The sequence below is a fragment of the Fretibacterium sp. genome (assembly GCF_057312375.1).
The window spans coordinates 22117-37840 of record NZ_DBHLDX010000002.1 but is presented as its reverse complement, the minus strand read 5'-3'; the positions used below and the strand labels follow the sequence as shown (position 1 = coordinate 37840).

Here is a 15724-nt window from a genome sequence, read left to right as displayed (position 1 = left end):
CCACCCTCTCGTTCTTTATTGACGTTTTGAGGGACCGTCGTTCCGCCTCAGCCCTCGCACTTTCGCATCAGGTAGTCCTTCACCGCGTTCTTCCCGATGGAGTACCGCTCCGCCACTGCGCCTGCGACGTCCCGCACCGTCGCCCCCTCCGCCGCCATGGCGTCCGCGCAGGCCTGCCAGGCCTCGTCCTGCGAGCTGTCCGCCGCGCCCTCCAGGCAGCCCTCGACCACGAGGGCCATCTCCCCCTTCAGCCCCTCCTCCAGGCGTTTCAGAACCTCCGACAGCGTGCCTCGAACGGCCTCCTGATGGACCTTGCTGATCTCCCGCACCAGCGCGGCGCGCCGATCGCCCAACACCTCCGCCATCTCCGCGATCTGGCGCTCCGCCTTGTGCGGCGAGACGTAAAAGCACAGCGTCCAAGGCAGTCGCTCCAAAGACTGGAGGAGCCTGCGGCGCGGCCCCGGCTTCTCCGGGGGGAAGCCCAGAAACGTGAAGGGCTGCGGGGCGAGCCCGGACAGCAGCACCGCCGGCAAGACGGCAGAAGGGCCGGGCAGGACGTCCGCGGGCAGCCCCTCCTCCACGGCGTTCTTCAGCAGAATCCAGCCCGGGTCGGAAACTCCGGGAGTGCCCGCGTCGCTGATCACCGCGACGTTCTTCCCCTCCCTCAACGCCTCCATCAGGCGCGGGAGGCAGCGGTTCTCGTTGTGCAGGTGGAAGGGGACGAGGGGAGCCGCGATCTCGTAGTGGCGTAGCAGGACGGAGGACGTGCGGGTGTCCTCGCAGGCGATCAGGTCCGCCGATCGGAGGACGCGCAGCGCGCGAAGGGTGATGTCCTCAAGGTTGCCTATGGGCGTCGGGACAAGCGTCAGGGGCATCGTGCATCGTTCCTCTCTGAATTCGACCTGGAGGGCCCGTAGGCGCTCAGGAGTTCCTCCGTGTAGCGCCCGTCGGCCCCCAGCACGAAGAGCGGAGGCTCCACGGTCAACCCCTCCCCGCCCCCGCGGGCGCACTCCAGGAGGAGGAGGTTCGACGGCGCGCCCGGACGCGGGTGCACCAACCGCATCCTCTTGGGGGCGAGGCCGTGCACCGACGCCGCAGCCATCAAGGGCGCCATACGGTCCGTGCGGAGGACGCAGAAGAACCGTCCTCCGCGCTTCAGCAGGCGCGCGCCGGCGGCGGCCACGTCCTGAAGCGTGCAGCAGGCGCTCTCGTCCTCCGACGCCCCGTGGCGGGCGATGGCGCGGGAGAGGAGAGGGCTCACCCTTCCGCGCCCCGGCGTTTCGTAGGGCGGGTTCACCACCAGTCCGTCGAAGGACTCCCTGGGCAGCAGCGACGCATCCCGCAGGTCCCCGCAGAGGAACTTCACCCGGTCCTGAAGGCCGTTTTCATTCCGGTTGCGCTCCGCCAGCTTCACGAGCTCCGGCTGAAGCTCAAGCCCCACCACGTCGAACGGCGGAGGGAAGCGCAGGGCCAGCATCAGGGACACAGCTCCAGAGGCCGAGCCCAGCTCCACGAAGTGGGGCCGGCGCGCCCGGAGGCGCACCCATGCGGCCAGCAGCACCGTGTCCATGCTGACGCGCGGCCCCGCCGCGGGCTGCCACAGGCGGAGCCGGCCGTAGAGGACGTCGTCCCTCGTCGCCCCCTCCATCAGCGGTAGTTCTCCAGGTCGATGCCGACGATGCGGGACAGGCCGGGCTCGACCATCGTCACCCCGTAGATGAGGTCGGCGCGCTCCATCGTCGTCCGCCGGTGCGTCATGACGATCAGCTGCAACGACCGGGAGTACTCCTTCGCCAGATCGGCGAAGCGGATGAGGTTGTACTCGTCGAGCGCCGCATCCACCTCGTCCAACACGGCCAGCGGGACCTTCGCCACTTCGAGGGCGGCGAAGAGCTGGGCGATGGCCGTCAGGGACTGCTCGCCGCCCGAAAGCTGCGAGATGTTCTGCAGCTTCTTGCCCGGCGGCCGCGCGTAGATGTCCACTCCGCGCTCCCAGATGCTCACACCCTCCTGAAGCGTGAGCCTGGCCTCGCCCCCGGCAAAGAGCCGCTGAAAGAGCGCGTTGAAGCGGGCGTCGATCTCCGCCATCGCCTCGACAAAGGTGGACTCCACCTGAGCGTCCGTCTGCCGGATCAGCTCCCTCAGCTCGTCGGCGCCGCCCCGCACGTCCTCCAGCTGGTCGCTGAGGAAGTCCACCCGCTCCGTCAGGGAGGTGTCCTCGGAGAGGGCCCCCAGGTTGTACGGGCCAAGGGCCTTCAGCTCGCGCTCCAACTTGCGGAGGGAGGCGATGAGGTCACGCCCTCCCTCGACCTCCCTGGCCTCCGCCGCGTCGTAGGGGTACTTTTCGTCCCACAGCTCCATCAGTTGGCCGCGCTCCGCTCCCACCGCGGCCAGCCTCTCTTCCAGAGCCGCGATCTCCGCCTGCCGCCCCGCCTCCGCCGCGTCGGCGCGTCCCGAACGGATGCGAAGCCGTTCAAGGCGAAAATGGGCCTGCCGTAGACGCCCCCGCTCCTCCTCAAGACATCGGGTCAACTCCTGTTCCTCACGGTGCAGCGCCAGGCGTTCGCGCCCGATGCCGCGGAGGAGCGTGCGCCGCTCCGCCTCCTCCCTCCTTCCGGCCTCGGCCTCCTCCGTCAGGCGTCCCAGATGGTCGGCCAGGGCCGCGTACTCGCCCTCCATCCGTTCCGCGATGACCCGCGCGCCGCGAAGCCGCTCCTCCGCAAGGGAGAGCTCCGCGCGCATGGGGGCCAGGGCAACCTCCACCCCTTCCCCATCCGCGATCTCGTTCAGTCCGGCGAGCTCTTCCTCAAGCGCCTCCGTCCGCTCCCCTGAGGAGCGCAGATCAGCCCTCAGCCCCTCCGCCCTGGCCACGCCCTGAGCGCGATCCGCCTCGAGGCGTTCAACGGAGGCCCGCAGTGCAGCAAGCGCCCTGCCCGAGGTCACAACGTCCGCCCTCAGCCGTTCCACCTCCGTCGCCGCCTCGTCCCGCGCGGCGGACAACTCCTGTTCTCGCGCCTCGTCCGCGCGGAAGGCCCCGTCCGCCTCCTCGATGCGCCTGCGCAGCTCCTCGATGGCCTCCTGGGCCTGCGCGATCTGCTGGTTCAGGACGATGGCGCTGGCCCTCTGACGCCCCCGACCGCCGCTGACCGTCCCTGAGGGGGCGAAGACCTCGCCGTCAAGGGTGGCGATGGGGAAGCGGGCCCCCTGCTTCGCCAGGCCGCTGCCGAGGGCGAAGTCCTCCACGATGAGCAGGTCCCCCATCATGTGAAGGAGCGCGGGCTCCCAGGGGGAGCGCACCTGAATCAGGTCCATGGCCCATCCCACGACGCCGGTTGAGGGCAGCCTGAAGCGGGCGTCGCGGTCCCGGGGCCGGCAGCGCTCAAGGGGCAGGTAGGTTACGCGCCCCGCGCGGCGCTGCTTCAGGAGCTCAATCCCCTCCTGGGCCTCGTCGAGCGTGCGGACCAGAAGCCAGAACTGCCGCCCTCCCATGTACGCCTCGAGGGCCGGGGCGACGTCCGAAGGACAGGAGAAGGCCTCCGCAGCCACCTCGGGACGGGAGCGCATACGGTTCAGGCGCGAGGCCGAGAGCAGAAGGCGGACGGGCTCCGGATAGACGGAGGCTCCGGCGCTGTCTCTCAGGGAGTCCAGGTCCGCCTCGCGGCGCGCGCGATCCCGCCTCATCTGCTGCAGCGTCGCCGCCTGCTTTTGACAGGAGGCGTAGAGGAGCGCGTGCTCGTCCGTCAGGCGCCCGTACCTGGCGGACAGCTCCGCGACTCGACGCTCCAGCGCGGCGCCCGCCTCCGCCCGGCGGCGCTCCTCCTCCTGAAGGCGCTCCAGCTCTGCTGCTCCCTCCCGATCGGAGGCAGCCAGGGCCCTCAGCGCCGCCTCCGATCGCGAAGCGGAAAGCCGCCGCTCCGCCAGCTCATCCCGCAGGCGTTGACGGCGCTCCCTCTCGCGCTCCACGCCCGCGCGGCTCTCGTCGAGCTCCCGCGCCCGTGCCTCGATCGCCTCCCGGCACCCCGCGAGCCGCCGCTCTCCCTCGGCCACGTTTCCCTTCGCACAATCCAGCTCCCGCCTCAGGGCGTCCCGTCGCTCCTCGTCCTTCCGCACCTCCTCCAGGAGCACGGCGCGCCTCTCCAGGATGGCCCGGACGCGCGCGGCGCTCTGGAAGGCCTGACGCTGCAGCGCATCCTTGCGAGCGGCCAGCTCCTCCATCCGGGCCGTGAAGGCCCTCTCGTCGAAGCCCTGTCCCCGCAGCGCCCCCTCGGCGCCCAGGACGGCCCGGCGCCAGACCTCGCGCCAACAAACCTCAGAGTCCAGGCGCACGCGCAGAAGCTGCGCCTCGGAGCGGAGCGCGGCTCCGGAGCGTTCCAGCTCCAGGCGCTTTGAGAAGTAGAAGTCGTGGCGAAGGACCTCCAGGTTGTCCAGGATACTCCGGGCCTCCACGGCCACCTTGACGTCCGCGGCGATCTCGGCGCGGCGGTCGTTCAGGTCCCGAATCAGGGTTTCGATCCTCTGGGCCTCGCTCAGCGCGTCGTCGAGCCGCTTCAGCGTATCGTCCCGGCGGGCGCGGTAGCGGTCGATGCCGAACAGGAGGTCCAACTGGCGCCGGCGCTCCCTGGGCCGCTGGTGGATGGCCGCAGAAACCTCCCCCTGGCCGATGAAGGCAAAGCCCTCCCCCGAAAGGGAGAATCGCTCCTTCACCGCGTCCAGGTCCTGAAGCAGAATCCGCTCCCCGTCCAGCAGCAGCGTCCCACCGCCCTCCGCGTACTGGCGGCACAGGACGGCTCGGTCCTCGCTCTTCGTCATGACGAGGCGCACCTCGGCCCCCTTCGCCGGAGGGACGGAGATGCTGCCCGAAAACAGGAGGTCGCTCTGCCGGAGGATGCGAAGGGCCGTCCCGCTGCCCTCGCCCAGAATCCACCTCAGGGCGTCCAGGATGTTGCTCTTGCCGCTCCCGTTGGGGCCGACGATGGCAGTGAATCCGCCGTTGAACGTGAAGCTGCAGGGGCTGCCGAAGCTCTTGAAGCCCTTAAGGTGCAGGGACTCGATGGACAACGATGGAACTCTCCTCCCGCCGCTCAAGCTGGTGCGCCCGACGCTCCACCGCGTCCAGCGTCCCCTGAAGCTCGATGCGGTACTTGCTCCAGGCGAAGTCCGGCATCCCGGCGATGAGGATCTTTGCGTTCAGCTCCCGCTCCCACATCGCGAGGTACGTGTCGCGGACGTACTGCGCGACCATGGAGTTGGCCTGCAGCAGCAAGGCCTCCGCGCGGTTCGTCTGCGATATCTTCCTCAGAAAGCGCTTGATGGACAGGGCCAGCGTGTCCTCCCGCAGCACCCAGCCGTTATCGTTGCAGAAGGGGCACCCGCGGGTCATCACGGACCTCAGGTCCAACCTCCCGCGCTTGCGGGTGAGCTCCACCAGGCCAAGCTGCGTCATGCTGAACACGCGGGCCCTCGACCGATCCAGTTGAAAGACCTCTTCAAGGCGATCCAGCAGTTTTTTGCGGTCCTCCTCAAACTCCATGTCGATGAAGTCCACCACGACGATCCCGCCGATGGACCTCAGGCGCAGCTGGCGGGCCACCTCGTCCGCCGCCTCCAGGTTCGTCGCCAGCGTCGTGTGCCTCATGTCCAGGTCCCCGACGTACTTGCCGGTGTTCACGTCGATCACCGTCAGGGCCTCCGTGTGCTCGATCACAAGGTAGGCGCCCGATCGGAGCCAGACCTTGCGCTCCAGGGCCTGCTCGATCTCCGCCTCGACGCCGTAGTACTCGAAGATGGGCACGGCTCCCTCGTAGAGGGAAACCTGCGGACGGTCCGTCTTGTAGAGCGTCGCGACGTACTCGTTCACGTGCCGCATCTCCTCGGCGCTGTCGAGGATGATCTCGTCAACGCTGCCGTGGACCTCGTCCCGCAACACCCGGCCCAAAAGCCCCCGATCCTTGTACAAAAGGCAGGGGGCAGCCTGAAGCTCCGCGTCGTGCTCGATCTCGCGCCAGAGCGCCAGCAGGGACTCTACGTCCGCGGCCAGCGTCTCCTCGTCCACGCCCTCCGCAGCGGTGCGGATGATCACGCCGAAGTCGTCTCCCTTCAACTCCCTGGCGAAGTGACGCAACCGCTTCCGCTCCCCCTCATCGACGATGCGGCGCGACACGCCGGCCTCTCCGCCGTCGGGGACCAGGACGAGGTAGCGTCCCGGCAGGGAGATGCGCGGGGTCACGCGGGCCCCCTTGTTCTTGATAGCCGTCTTCGTTACCTGTACCACGATCTCCTGGTTCTCGACCACCTTCATGCCGTGTACGTCGTTGAGGTACAAAAAGGCGTTTCGCCCCTCGCCGATGGTGACGAAGGCCGCGTTGATCCCCGGCAGCACGCTCTCCACCCTGGCCTTGTAGATCTCCCCCGCCTTCTGGCGGTCCCACATGCGCTCTATAAAGACGTCCGCCAGCCGACCGCCCTCAAGGATCGCGACGCGCGTCTCCTCGTTCTCGCGGGTGTCGGCGATGATCTTTCGCTCCACACAGTCTAAAGACGACATTTGTCCTCCTTAGGTATCCGAGGGCTGGCCCGCAAGGTGCCGCTGCGCCGCCGGCTCTCGTAAATTTTCAGCCGCCCGGACGGGCCTGCCCCTCAGGGCAGCCGCTCAGGACCGCTCAATCTTTCTTCAGTAGTTCCGGATCGCAGCGTTTCGCCCTCCGCCGGGCCGCAGTCCACCCCCAGGACTGTAGCCAGAGGGCCGATGGCCGCCCTCACGACGTTCAGGTCCTGCCACCCCTCCAAGGCGCCGTCCGCGACCATCCTCCGGACCCAGCCGCCGATGCCGTTCTGGGCGGGCCGCGCCAGCACGAAATCCACCCAGTCGGCGCTGCCGTCCTCCTCGACGTCAACCCCGCTCGCACCCCGAAGCAGCGCGTCGCCGTAGAAGGCCCGCGCCCGTGCCAGGAGCTCCTCCGAAGCGAGGGACCCCACGCAGCGCACCCAATAACGGGCCGACTGGCAGACCTTGCCCAGCGACGGCGCGCCCTCCTCAGGCAGCTCGAAGGACAGCAGGCGAAAGTCCACGGGCATCGCCGCGTTCCACCGCACGAGAAGGTCCTCTGGCACCTCCTCGAGGTACACGTCCACAAGCTCTCCAAGGGCGACGACGCCCGCCGGCAGCTCAGGAGCGAAGCTCATCTTCGGGTGCGGGGAACAGCCCAGGGTCTGCGTCAGGCTGAGCCCGGCGCGCAGCGCGGCACGGGTGAAGATCGACGCCAGCGCGACGTGAGGGACGAAACACGCAAAGCCGCGTTTCTCGTAGCAAACGCGCACGCGAACGCTCACAGCGCCGCCTCCCGGCAGCCGAGGCCACAGCCCGCGCAGCCGTCGCGGCAGTTGGGCGAGAGCTTTCCCTCGTAGGCGCGATGCCGTTCGCGGAGCAGGAAGTCCTTTCGTACCCCGGGATGGATGTGATCCCAGGGCAGCGCCTCCTCCGTGCCGCGCTCGCGCGTGAAGTCGAGGGGGTCCAGCCCGCAGAAATCGAAGGCATCCAGCCACCGCTGCAGGTTGAAGGTTTCGCTCCAGCTGTCGAAGCGCGCGCCCGTGCGCCAGGCCCGCTCGATGACGTCCGACGTGCGCCGGTCCCCTCGCGAGAGAACGCCCTCCAGAAACGTCTGCTCCGGCTCATGGTAGCTCAGGGAGAGGTTGCGGTCGCGGACGCCGGCCTTAAGGCGCCGCCCCTTCTCCCTGAGCTCCTCGATGGAGTTCTGCCTCTCCCACTGAAAGGGCGTGTGCGCCTTGGGGACGAAGCCGGCCACCGACACGCTGACGGAGGCCCTGCGCCGCCCCAGGGTCCGGCCCAGCTTCAGCGCTCCCCGGGCGAGCTCCAGGATGCCGTCCAGGTCCTCGTCGCGCTCCGTCGGGAGCCCCATCATGAAGTACAGCTTCACCCGGTCCCAGCCGCGGGAGAACGTCTCCGTCAGACAGGCTCGAATGGACTCCTCGTCCACGCCCTTGTTGATGACGTCGCGCAGCCTCTGAGTCCCTGCCTCGGGGGCGAAGGTCAGCCCTCCGCGGCGCAGCTGCTGCAGGCGCCCCGCCAGCCCGACGGAGAAGCTGTCCACCCTGAGGCTGGGAAGGCCCAGCCGCGCGCGGCGCTCCAGGAGCGGGCCCGTCAGCTCGTCGATCAGCCGTTCGATCTCCGAGTAGTCGCAGGAGGCCAGCGACAGGAGCCCCAGTTCGTCCCACCCCGTCCGGCGCAGCAGCGCGAGCACGGCGCTGACGACCTGGTCCACGCTCCGCTCCCGGACCGGGCGGCAGATCATCCCGGCCTGGCAGAAGCGGCACCCCCGGCTGCAGCCCCGGAAGAGCTCCAGGACCGCCCGGTCGTGGACGATGTTCACCGACGGGACGACCATGGAATCGGGGATGAAGACCGAGTTGAAGTCCAGCCGGATCTGGCGCTCCGCGAGGAAGGGGGTTGCCGCAGGGACCACGGGACATCCCCTGGCGTCCGAGGCATAGAGGGAAGGGACGTACACCCCCTTCATCTTCGCACAGGCCGCGAGGCGGGCGGCGCGGTCCTGTCCCCTGGTTTCCTCCAGGACGGGGAGCAGGTCAGGCAACACCGCCTCCCCATCGCCGATGCAAAAGAGGTCGATGAAGGCGTGCAGTGGCTCCGGGACGAAGGCCCCATGTCCGCCCGCAATGACGATGGGGTCCTCTCTGCGGCGGTCCCCGGCGCGTAGGGGGATACCCGCCAGGTCCAGGATCGTGAGGACGTTCGTGTACCCCATCTCGTGCTGCAGGGTGAAGCCCACCACGTCGAAGTCCGAAAGCGGCCTGCGCTGTTCGACGGACGTCAACGGCAGCCCGCGGGCCCGCAGGAGCGCCTCCATGTCCCCCCAGGGGCAGTAGGCGCGATCCGCAAGACAGCCCAGTGCGCGGATGAGGGGCGCCAAGATTTGAAATCCGTAGTAGCTCATGCCGATCTCGTACACGTCAGGAAAGACCAGACAGACCCGCAGCCTGTTCCCCTCGTCCCAGGACGGCAGGGCATAGCTGCGCCATTCGTTGCCGCAGTAGCGCGACGGGCGCGACACCTGGGACAGGAGCGGCCAGTCCGGCCGCTTGAACTCGGGGAAAAGCATTCAGAAAGACTCCTTCCAAGAGGCACGGGCGCCAGGGGCCCCCTTCGTGCGGGGACGTCAGCGCGAGGGGGAGGGGCCCTAAAAGTAGTAGGGACGCCTCACGCCCTCGACGTAGACGCTCCCCACGAGGCCCAGCCCCATGAACAGGGAGAGGAGGGAACTACCCCCGTAACTGAGGAAGGGCAGCGGCAGCCCCGTCACAGGCATCAATCCGACGCTCATCCCGATGCTCTCGAACGTCTGAACCCAGATCCACGACACGACCCCTGCCGCGATCAGCTTGGCGCGGCGGTCCCGGCTCTTGAGCCCCGCGCCGACGATGCGGCAGAACAGGACGGCAAAGAGCAGGAGGACGACGATGCCGCCCAGGAAGCCGAACTCCTCCGAACTGACGCTGAAGATGAAGTCCGTGTGGGGCTCAGGAAGGAACCGCAGTTTGCTCTGCATCCCGAGCAGAAAACCCTTTCCCCAGAAGCCCCCCGACCCCACGGCGATGCGCGACTGGATCACGTTGTACCCGGCACCCAGCGGGTCCAGCATGGGGTCCAGGAACACCAATAAGCGCATCTTCTGGTACTCCTTCAGGCCCAGCCACAGGAAGGGGAGCATGAGGACGCCCGCTCCGCCGATGGCCAGGAAGTAGCGTATCGGAGCCCCCGCGGCGAAGATCATCCCGAAGGAGATCACCAAGTACACCAGCGCACTGCCCGCGTCGGGCTGCATCAGGACCAGCAGCACCGCCGGCAGCATTGCGCCGACGCCTATCGCAAAGGTCCGGATCGAGAGGGGCGGATAGCGGCTGAGCACCTTCGACAGCATGAGGATCAGGGAAACCTTGGCGAACTCCGACGGCTGAAAGCGAAAGCCGCCGAGGGCCATCCAGCTGTGGGCACCCTTCACCTTTGGCGCCAGGACGACCGTCGCCAGCAGCACGAAGAGCGTGAAGGCGTAGAGGGGATAGGCCGCATCCAAAAGACGATGGCAGCCTATCGCCAGGATCGCGAACATCGTCGCAACGCTGAGGCCCAGGAAGCCGAGCTGGCGCAGGGCAAAATCCCCTCCGCGCCCATGGGGTCCCGCTGCAGCGCTGTAGATGCAGAGGATTCCCCAGAGGGTCAGCGCCAAGGCACAGGCCAGGAGGACTCGGTCCATCGCGGCGGCGTCCTCTTTGAAGGACGAGAGGCGCGGCGGCTCCATCACCCTCGTTCACCTAAAGCCCCGCACGGGCGCTCAGCGGTCCCTCTCCCGCCGGCGTCCGCCCGCGGGCTTCTCGCGGCGGCGCGGCTCCTCAAAGGACTCCCCGCTGCTCCCCCGCTTGATCCTCAGGACGGGAATGTTCGCCACCAGGGCAACCTCCTGCTCGTCGTGGTCCAAATCGATTTCAATCTTGCTGAGGTCGATGTCCATGTACTTCGTCAGGACGCCGATCATCTCATTGCGTAGCTCCTCAAGCAGCTGCGGCGAGATGTCGGTCCTGTCGTGTATCAAAACGATGCGCAGCCTGTCGCTGGCCTTTCGGCCCGACCGGTCGGCTCCACCGCCAAAGATTTTCCGTAAAAAGTCCACTACGATCTCTCCCCTGTCCGTGACTCCGTGTTCAGCCGTAACGTCCCCTCGCTCAACGCCTGAAACGAAAACTCTCGCCTCGAAAGGAACGGCACATCAGCTCTCAAGGGTCCTGCCCTTCGCACTCTGCAGATGTCACTTCCCGCGCAGGCCGTTCGTTCGACGCGGCGATCCTTCTGCGGGCTAACGCCGCTTAAACAGGTTCTTAAACCAACGGAAGAGCCCATGGGAAGCGTAGGCATCGAGGTCCATCAGCGGTACCTCCTGCCCCATGAGGCGTTGGGCGATGTTCAGATAGGCCTGGGCTGCCGGGGACTCCGGGGACAAGGTCATCGGCTCGCCGTTGTTGGTGGCGCGGATGACGCACTCGTCCTCCGGGACGATGCCGATCAGCTTAATCGAGAGGACGTCCAGGATGTCCTCCTGCGCCAGCATGTCACCATCCTGGACCATCGTGGGCCGGAGGCGGTTGATGATCAGGCGTATCGGGGCCTTCCCCATGGACTCCAACATGCCGATGATGCGGTCCGCGTCCCGTACCGCCGGGATCTCCGGCGTCGTGACCACGAGGGCCTCATCGGCCCCGGCCGCCGCGTTCTTGAACCCGCCCTCGATGCCCGCAGGACAGTCCAGGAAGATGAAGTCGAAGTTCGGCCGCAGCTGACCGCAAAGCTCTATCATCTGTTCGGGGCTCACCGCGTCCTTCGTGCGAGTCTGGGCAGCGGCCAGCAGGAACAGGTTCGGCACCCGCTTGTCCCGGATCAGGGCCTGCTTCAGGGTGCAGTTCTTTTCGATGACGTCGATGAAGTTATAGACCACCCTGTTCTCAAGCCCCATAATGACGTCCAGGTTGCGCAGCCCGACGTCCGCATCGACCGCTACGACCTTCTTGCCGAACTTGGCCAAGGCCGCCGCGATGTTCGCGGTCGAGGTCGTCTTCCCCACCCCTCCTTTTCCGGAGGTCGTGACAATAACCCGAGCTCCCAATAGAAACCCTCCATTCGCTGAAAAAGCATACGCTCATTAAGGAAAGCGGTCATTAATTTTCGTAAAATCGCTAAAAACGACTTGCCAACCGCTCCCGATACCAGCCCTCCGGCCTGTACGGCAAATCATGCCGGCGTCATTCTAATCCCTGAGCCGCCCTGAGAAGAAGGGCCATTCAGAGGAATTTTGCGCTCACGGCTCCACCGCGCCGCTCAGAAACTCGTTCTCGCGGATGATGGGCTCCCCATCCTCGATGACGATCAGGACCGGCTTCTGCCATCCGGCGGTGGAGGGGTCCGCGTAGCACAGCTTATGTCCCAGGCGCACCTGCTGTGCCTCGAAGGAACCGGCCATGACGAAGACGTCCTCGCGGCCTCCGCGGCCGGCGTGGACCAGTCCCTTCAACTTTCCGGACACGATGACGCTTCCGCCGGCGGATATCTCGGCGCCGGAGTTCAGATGCCCCCACAGCACCACATCCCCCTCGGCCTCCACTACCTGGCCCGAACGCATAGAATTATACACAATCCTGACCCTGGGTGCCTCCCACTCCTTTGTGGCCCTGGACGCCTCCTTCGGAGGAGGCGGGGCGGCGACGGGCTCCGTCACTGCGAAGCCCGATCCGCGGAAAAGCTGCAGCGACTTCTCGTTGTCAGAGAGCCAGGCCAGGACGCGAAACCCCTTGCCCCAAACGACCTCCTTCAGGAGCTGAAGGAGAAGCTGCTCCGAACACGCCCTGGACTGAAAGTCGAGGACGATCCCCTCCGAGTCCGGAAGCTGATACGCCTGGGGCGGGATGCGGGACAGGAGCTCCAGGAGCGTTTCCTCAGAGGAGGAAACGGGCAGGAAGATGCGAATGCCGTAGCGCGTCCCCACCATCCGGATCTGAGCGCCGGAACCCCGGCTGAGGCCCTCTGAGCCCGACGAATGGCCTTCGGGAAGCGAGGGAGGATTGTCTTGAACGTCATGCTTATGGGACATCGTCACTCTACTCTTTCTTTTCTCCTTCACTCGATGCGTGGCTCAGCATGTGGGCCAGGAGCTCGCCCACGATGGGCGAGGTCACGCTGCTTCCGTGCTTTCCGGCCTCGACGATGGCCACGACCACGTACCGCGGCGCCTCGGCCGGCGCATAGCCCGCGAAGAGCGCATGGTCGTCCCCGTGGGCGTTCTGAGCCGTTCCGGTCTTGCCGGCAACGGTCACCCCAAACTTCCCGGCGCGCGCTCCCGTCCCGCGCTGCACCACGTAGTCCAGCCCCTGCTGCACGAGGGCCAGCTTGGCTGGGGTGAGGTGCATATCCACGGGCGGCCTGTCGTTCAGGCTAGAGAGGTGCGGGGTCACCAGCCTGCCCCCGTTGGCTATCGCCGCATAGACCCGCGCGATCTGCAGGGGCGTCATGAGGAGGTACCCCTGCCCGATGGAATAGTTCACGGTATCCCCCTGATACCAGTTCTCCTTAAAGCGCCTTCGCTTCCAGTCGGGCCCCGCGATAACGCCGGCGCTCTCGCCCGGAAGGTCGATTCCCGTCGGCTCTCCCAGCCGAAAACGATGGGCCCACTTGAGGATGCGGTCTATTCCCATCCGTATGCCCACCTGGTAGAAGTAGACGTCGCAGGAGTGCTGGAGGGCCGTCAGCACGTTCATGGAGCCGTGCCCGCTGCGCCTCCAACAGCGAAAGGTGTGGGAGGCCAGGCGGATGGCCCCGCTGCAGGAAAAGGAGGTGGAGCTCGTGATGACGTCCTCCTCCAGGGCGGCCAGGGACATGAACGCCTTGAAGGTCGAGGCGGGGGGGTAGACCCCGGAGATGCAGCGATCGAGCATCGGCCTGTCGGGGTCTCGGACGATAGCGTTCCACTCCCTCCCGGAAACTCCCCAGGCAAGGGGGTTGTTGTCGTAGGTCGGAGAGGAGGCCAGAGCGAGGATGGCGCCGTTCTTCACGTCCATGGCGACGATAGCCCCCTTATAGTTCTTCAGGAGCTCGACGGCCAGCTTCTGAACCCCCATGTCCAGGGTGAGGCGCAGGTCCGTCCCCTTCGCCGCGGGGCGGGAGTCCAGGACGCGCACCTTGCGCCCCCGCGCGTCCACCTCCAGCGCCTCCTCCCCCGCCTCTCCGCGGAGCTCGGCCTCATAGGCGCGCTCGATGCCGGACTTCCCGATCAGGTCCCCCCCATAGTAGTCGTTTCCGGAGCTCGCCTTGAGCTCCTCCTCCGAGATCTCCCCAACGTAGCCCAGGACGTTGGCGGCCATCGCCCCCGCGGGGTACGTGCGGCGCCACACGGAGAGGGGGAAGAGCTCGTGAGGGAAATCCGTGTCCGCCACCAGGTCCGCCATCTGGGGCATCGTCAGGTTTGAAACGAGTTTCATGACCCGATAGGGGGCCAACCGCTGCTGTTTGATCGTCCGCGCCAGGTCCTCCGACGTCATGGGAATCCCGTGGCGCAGGAGCACCGCGCTGAGCTTCTCCAGCTTCTCGGGAGTGTCCAGGTCCAGAGGATAGCCCATGACGTTGAACGTCGTTTCGTTCACCGCCAGGGGAACCCCGTGTCGGTCGAAGATCTCGCCCCGTGGGGCGGCGAAGCGGATCAGCCGCAGGCGATTGTTGTACGCCAGCCGCACGTACTTGTCCCCCTGAAAGATCTGGCAGAAATAAAGCCCCCCCAGGAGGATAAGGAACGATCCCAGGACGCACCCCAGAAGAAGCTTCAGGCGGTCGTCCAGCAGGTCGCGGATCTCAGGCATGGAGGCTCCTCATGTGCTTCGAGTAAAGGTGCAGGCACAGGAGAAGCGCGGGGAGGGAGCAGAGCTGCTGCACCAGGAAGAAGCCTCCGCTCACGCCGCCGCCCACGATCAGCACCGGGACCAGCGGCGGGAGCACCAGGGACGCCTCCAGCAGGAGGAAGGCCACGAACATCGTGCGCCCCTGAGATGGAATGGCGCTCCACATCCAGAGGACCAGCATCACCACCGCAACGTATCCCAGCGTGAAAAATCCGGGGATGCCAACCCACCTCAGGTCCCACAGCAAGCCGCCCACGAAGGCGGTCCAGATGGCCCACAGGCGCTCCTCCCCCTCCTTCAGCGTGATGAGGCGGTAGACCACCCCCAGCAGAAAGAGCTCCGGGGCCTGCGTCACGCGCAGCAAAAGCACCTCCAGGAGGTCCTGAAACAGCCACAGGCCCACGAACTCCATCATCGGGATGCCCCCTCGGGCTTCGCCAGCAGGGACACGCTGTAGAGCTTTGAGAAATCCGCGCCAGGAGCGATGCGGTACGTGGCGTAGCCGTCCGGGGTCGTTTCCAGCTCCTCGGCGATGACCCCGATGGGCAGCCCCGGCGGAAGCTGTTCGCCGATCAGGGCCGTGCTGACCCTCATTCCCTTCATGGAGCCCCGCCCCGCCGGGATGTAGTTCAGGAAGACGGACCCGCTGCCGTTCCCCATGACGACCCCCAACTCCCTCGTTTCCTCCACCACGACGGGGATCATCAGCGACGGCGAGGTGAGGAGCTCTGCCCACGAGGACAGGAGCGACACGGAGCTGATGCGCCCCGCGAGGTAGCCGTTATGAAATACGGGCAGTCCAACGATGACGCCGTCCCCCTCTCCCTTGTCGATGCGGATCTCGTTCCACCAGGACATGGGCGCGCGAAGCGTTATCCTGGCCACGTCCTTGCTGGCCTCCAGCGCACTCAACTCGGTGCGGATGCGCTCGTTTGCCAGGGTGGAGTTCAGGACGCGGAGTTCCGCGTTCTCGCCCCGCAGCGCCTCGATCTCCGCCTGCATGGCGCTTCGGCTGCGGCCCCAGCTCAGCCAGTCACGAACCGTCTCCCGCAGGAGGACCGCCGGATATTCCGGGAGGCTCAACATCCCGCTCAGAAGGTCCGCTGCGGTTTTCGATATCCCGAGGCTCGCGCCGACTCCCAGGAGGAATAGCCCCAGAATGAGGGCCGTCAGACCGTGGGCCCTTTCCCGGACCTGGCGTCGGTCAAGCATGAGGACACCTCATGGCCCGGCGCAGAAGACGCGGGACGCACACCCA

General features: G+C 66.8%; 13 protein-coding genes. All 13 read right to left on the bottom strand.

Going from position 1 to position 15724, the window contains the following annotated elements; genetic code table 11:
• Positions 1-47 precede the first annotated feature (47 nt).
• Positions 48-875: a 16S rRNA (cytidine(1402)-2'-O)-methyltransferase gene (gene rsmI, locus ACO41U_RS00790; RefSeq protein ID WP_485941080.1), complete on the bottom strand. Its 828-nt coding sequence runs from the start codon at positions 873-875 to the stop codon at positions 48-50.
• Positions 866-1648: a tRNA1(Val) (adenine(37)-N6)-methyltransferase gene (locus ACO41U_RS00785; protein ID WP_485941079.1), complete on the bottom strand. Its 783-nt coding sequence runs from the start codon at positions 1646-1648 to the stop codon at positions 866-868. The genes rsmI and ACO41U_RS00785 overlap by 10 nt, the downstream gene beginning before the upstream one ends.
• Positions 1648-5058, bottom strand: coding sequence for a chromosome segregation protein SMC (gene smc, locus ACO41U_RS00780; protein ID WP_485941078.1), 3411 nt, complete (start codon positions 5056-5058; stop codon positions 1648-1650). Before smc ends, ACO41U_RS00785 begins: the two co-directional genes overlap by 1 nt.
• Positions 5033-6544 (bottom strand): Rne/Rng family ribonuclease, encoded by a 1512-nt coding sequence (locus ACO41U_RS00775; protein ID WP_298779361.1) that lies wholly within the window; start codon positions 6542-6544, stop codon positions 5033-5035. The genes smc and ACO41U_RS00775 overlap by 26 nt, the downstream gene beginning before the upstream one ends.
• Before the next feature lie 92 nt (positions 6545-6636).
• Positions 6637-7329, bottom strand: coding sequence for a TIGR03936 family radical SAM-associated protein (locus ACO41U_RS00770; RefSeq protein ID WP_485941077.1), 693 nt, complete (start codon positions 7327-7329; stop codon positions 6637-6639).
• A complete protein-coding gene (locus ACO41U_RS00765) occupies positions 7326-9134 on the bottom strand; it encodes a TIGR03960 family B12-binding radical SAM protein (RefSeq protein WP_298779357.1) in 1809 nt (602 codons plus the stop codon). The genes ACO41U_RS00770 and ACO41U_RS00765 overlap by 4 nt, the downstream gene beginning before the upstream one ends.
• A 78-nt stretch (positions 9135-9212) precedes the next feature.
• Positions 9213-10286 (bottom strand): rod shape-determining protein RodA, encoded by a 1074-nt coding sequence (gene rodA, locus ACO41U_RS00760; RefSeq protein WP_485941076.1) that lies wholly within the window; start codon positions 10284-10286, stop codon positions 9213-9215.
• Positions 10287-10364: 78 nt separating this feature from the next.
• On the bottom strand, positions 10365-10700 hold the full coding sequence (gene minE / locus ACO41U_RS00755) for a cell division topological specificity factor MinE (protein ID WP_298779353.1): 336 nt from the start codon (positions 10698-10700) through the stop codon (positions 10365-10367).
• 183 nt (positions 10701-10883) lie between these two features.
• Positions 10884-11687: a septum site-determining protein MinD gene (gene minD, locus ACO41U_RS00750; protein WP_485941075.1), complete on the bottom strand. Its 804-nt coding sequence runs from the start codon at positions 11685-11687 to the stop codon at positions 10884-10886.
• Positions 11688-11879: 192 nt separating this feature from the next.
• On the bottom strand, positions 11880-12668 hold the full coding sequence (locus tag ACO41U_RS00745) for a septum site-determining protein MinC (protein ID WP_298779325.1): 789 nt from the start codon (positions 12666-12668) through the stop codon (positions 11880-11882).
• Between the two features lie 7 nt (positions 12669-12675).
• Positions 12676-14427: a penicillin-binding protein 2 gene (gene mrdA / locus ACO41U_RS00740; RefSeq protein WP_298779323.1), complete on the bottom strand. Its 1752-nt coding sequence runs from the start codon at positions 14425-14427 to the stop codon at positions 12676-12678.
• Entirely contained in the window at positions 14420-14881 is a 462-nt protein-coding gene (locus ACO41U_RS00735; RefSeq protein WP_298779321.1) for a hypothetical protein, read from the bottom strand. Before ACO41U_RS00735 ends, mrdA begins: the two co-directional genes overlap by 8 nt.
• Positions 14878-15678 carry a rod shape-determining protein MreC gene (gene mreC / locus ACO41U_RS00730; protein ID WP_298779318.1) on the bottom strand — a complete coding sequence of 267 codons (801 nt, stop codon included), beginning with the start codon at positions 15676-15678 and terminating at the stop codon, positions 14878-14880. The genes ACO41U_RS00735 and mreC overlap by 4 nt, the downstream gene beginning before the upstream one ends.
• Positions 15679-15724 lie beyond the last annotated feature (46 nt).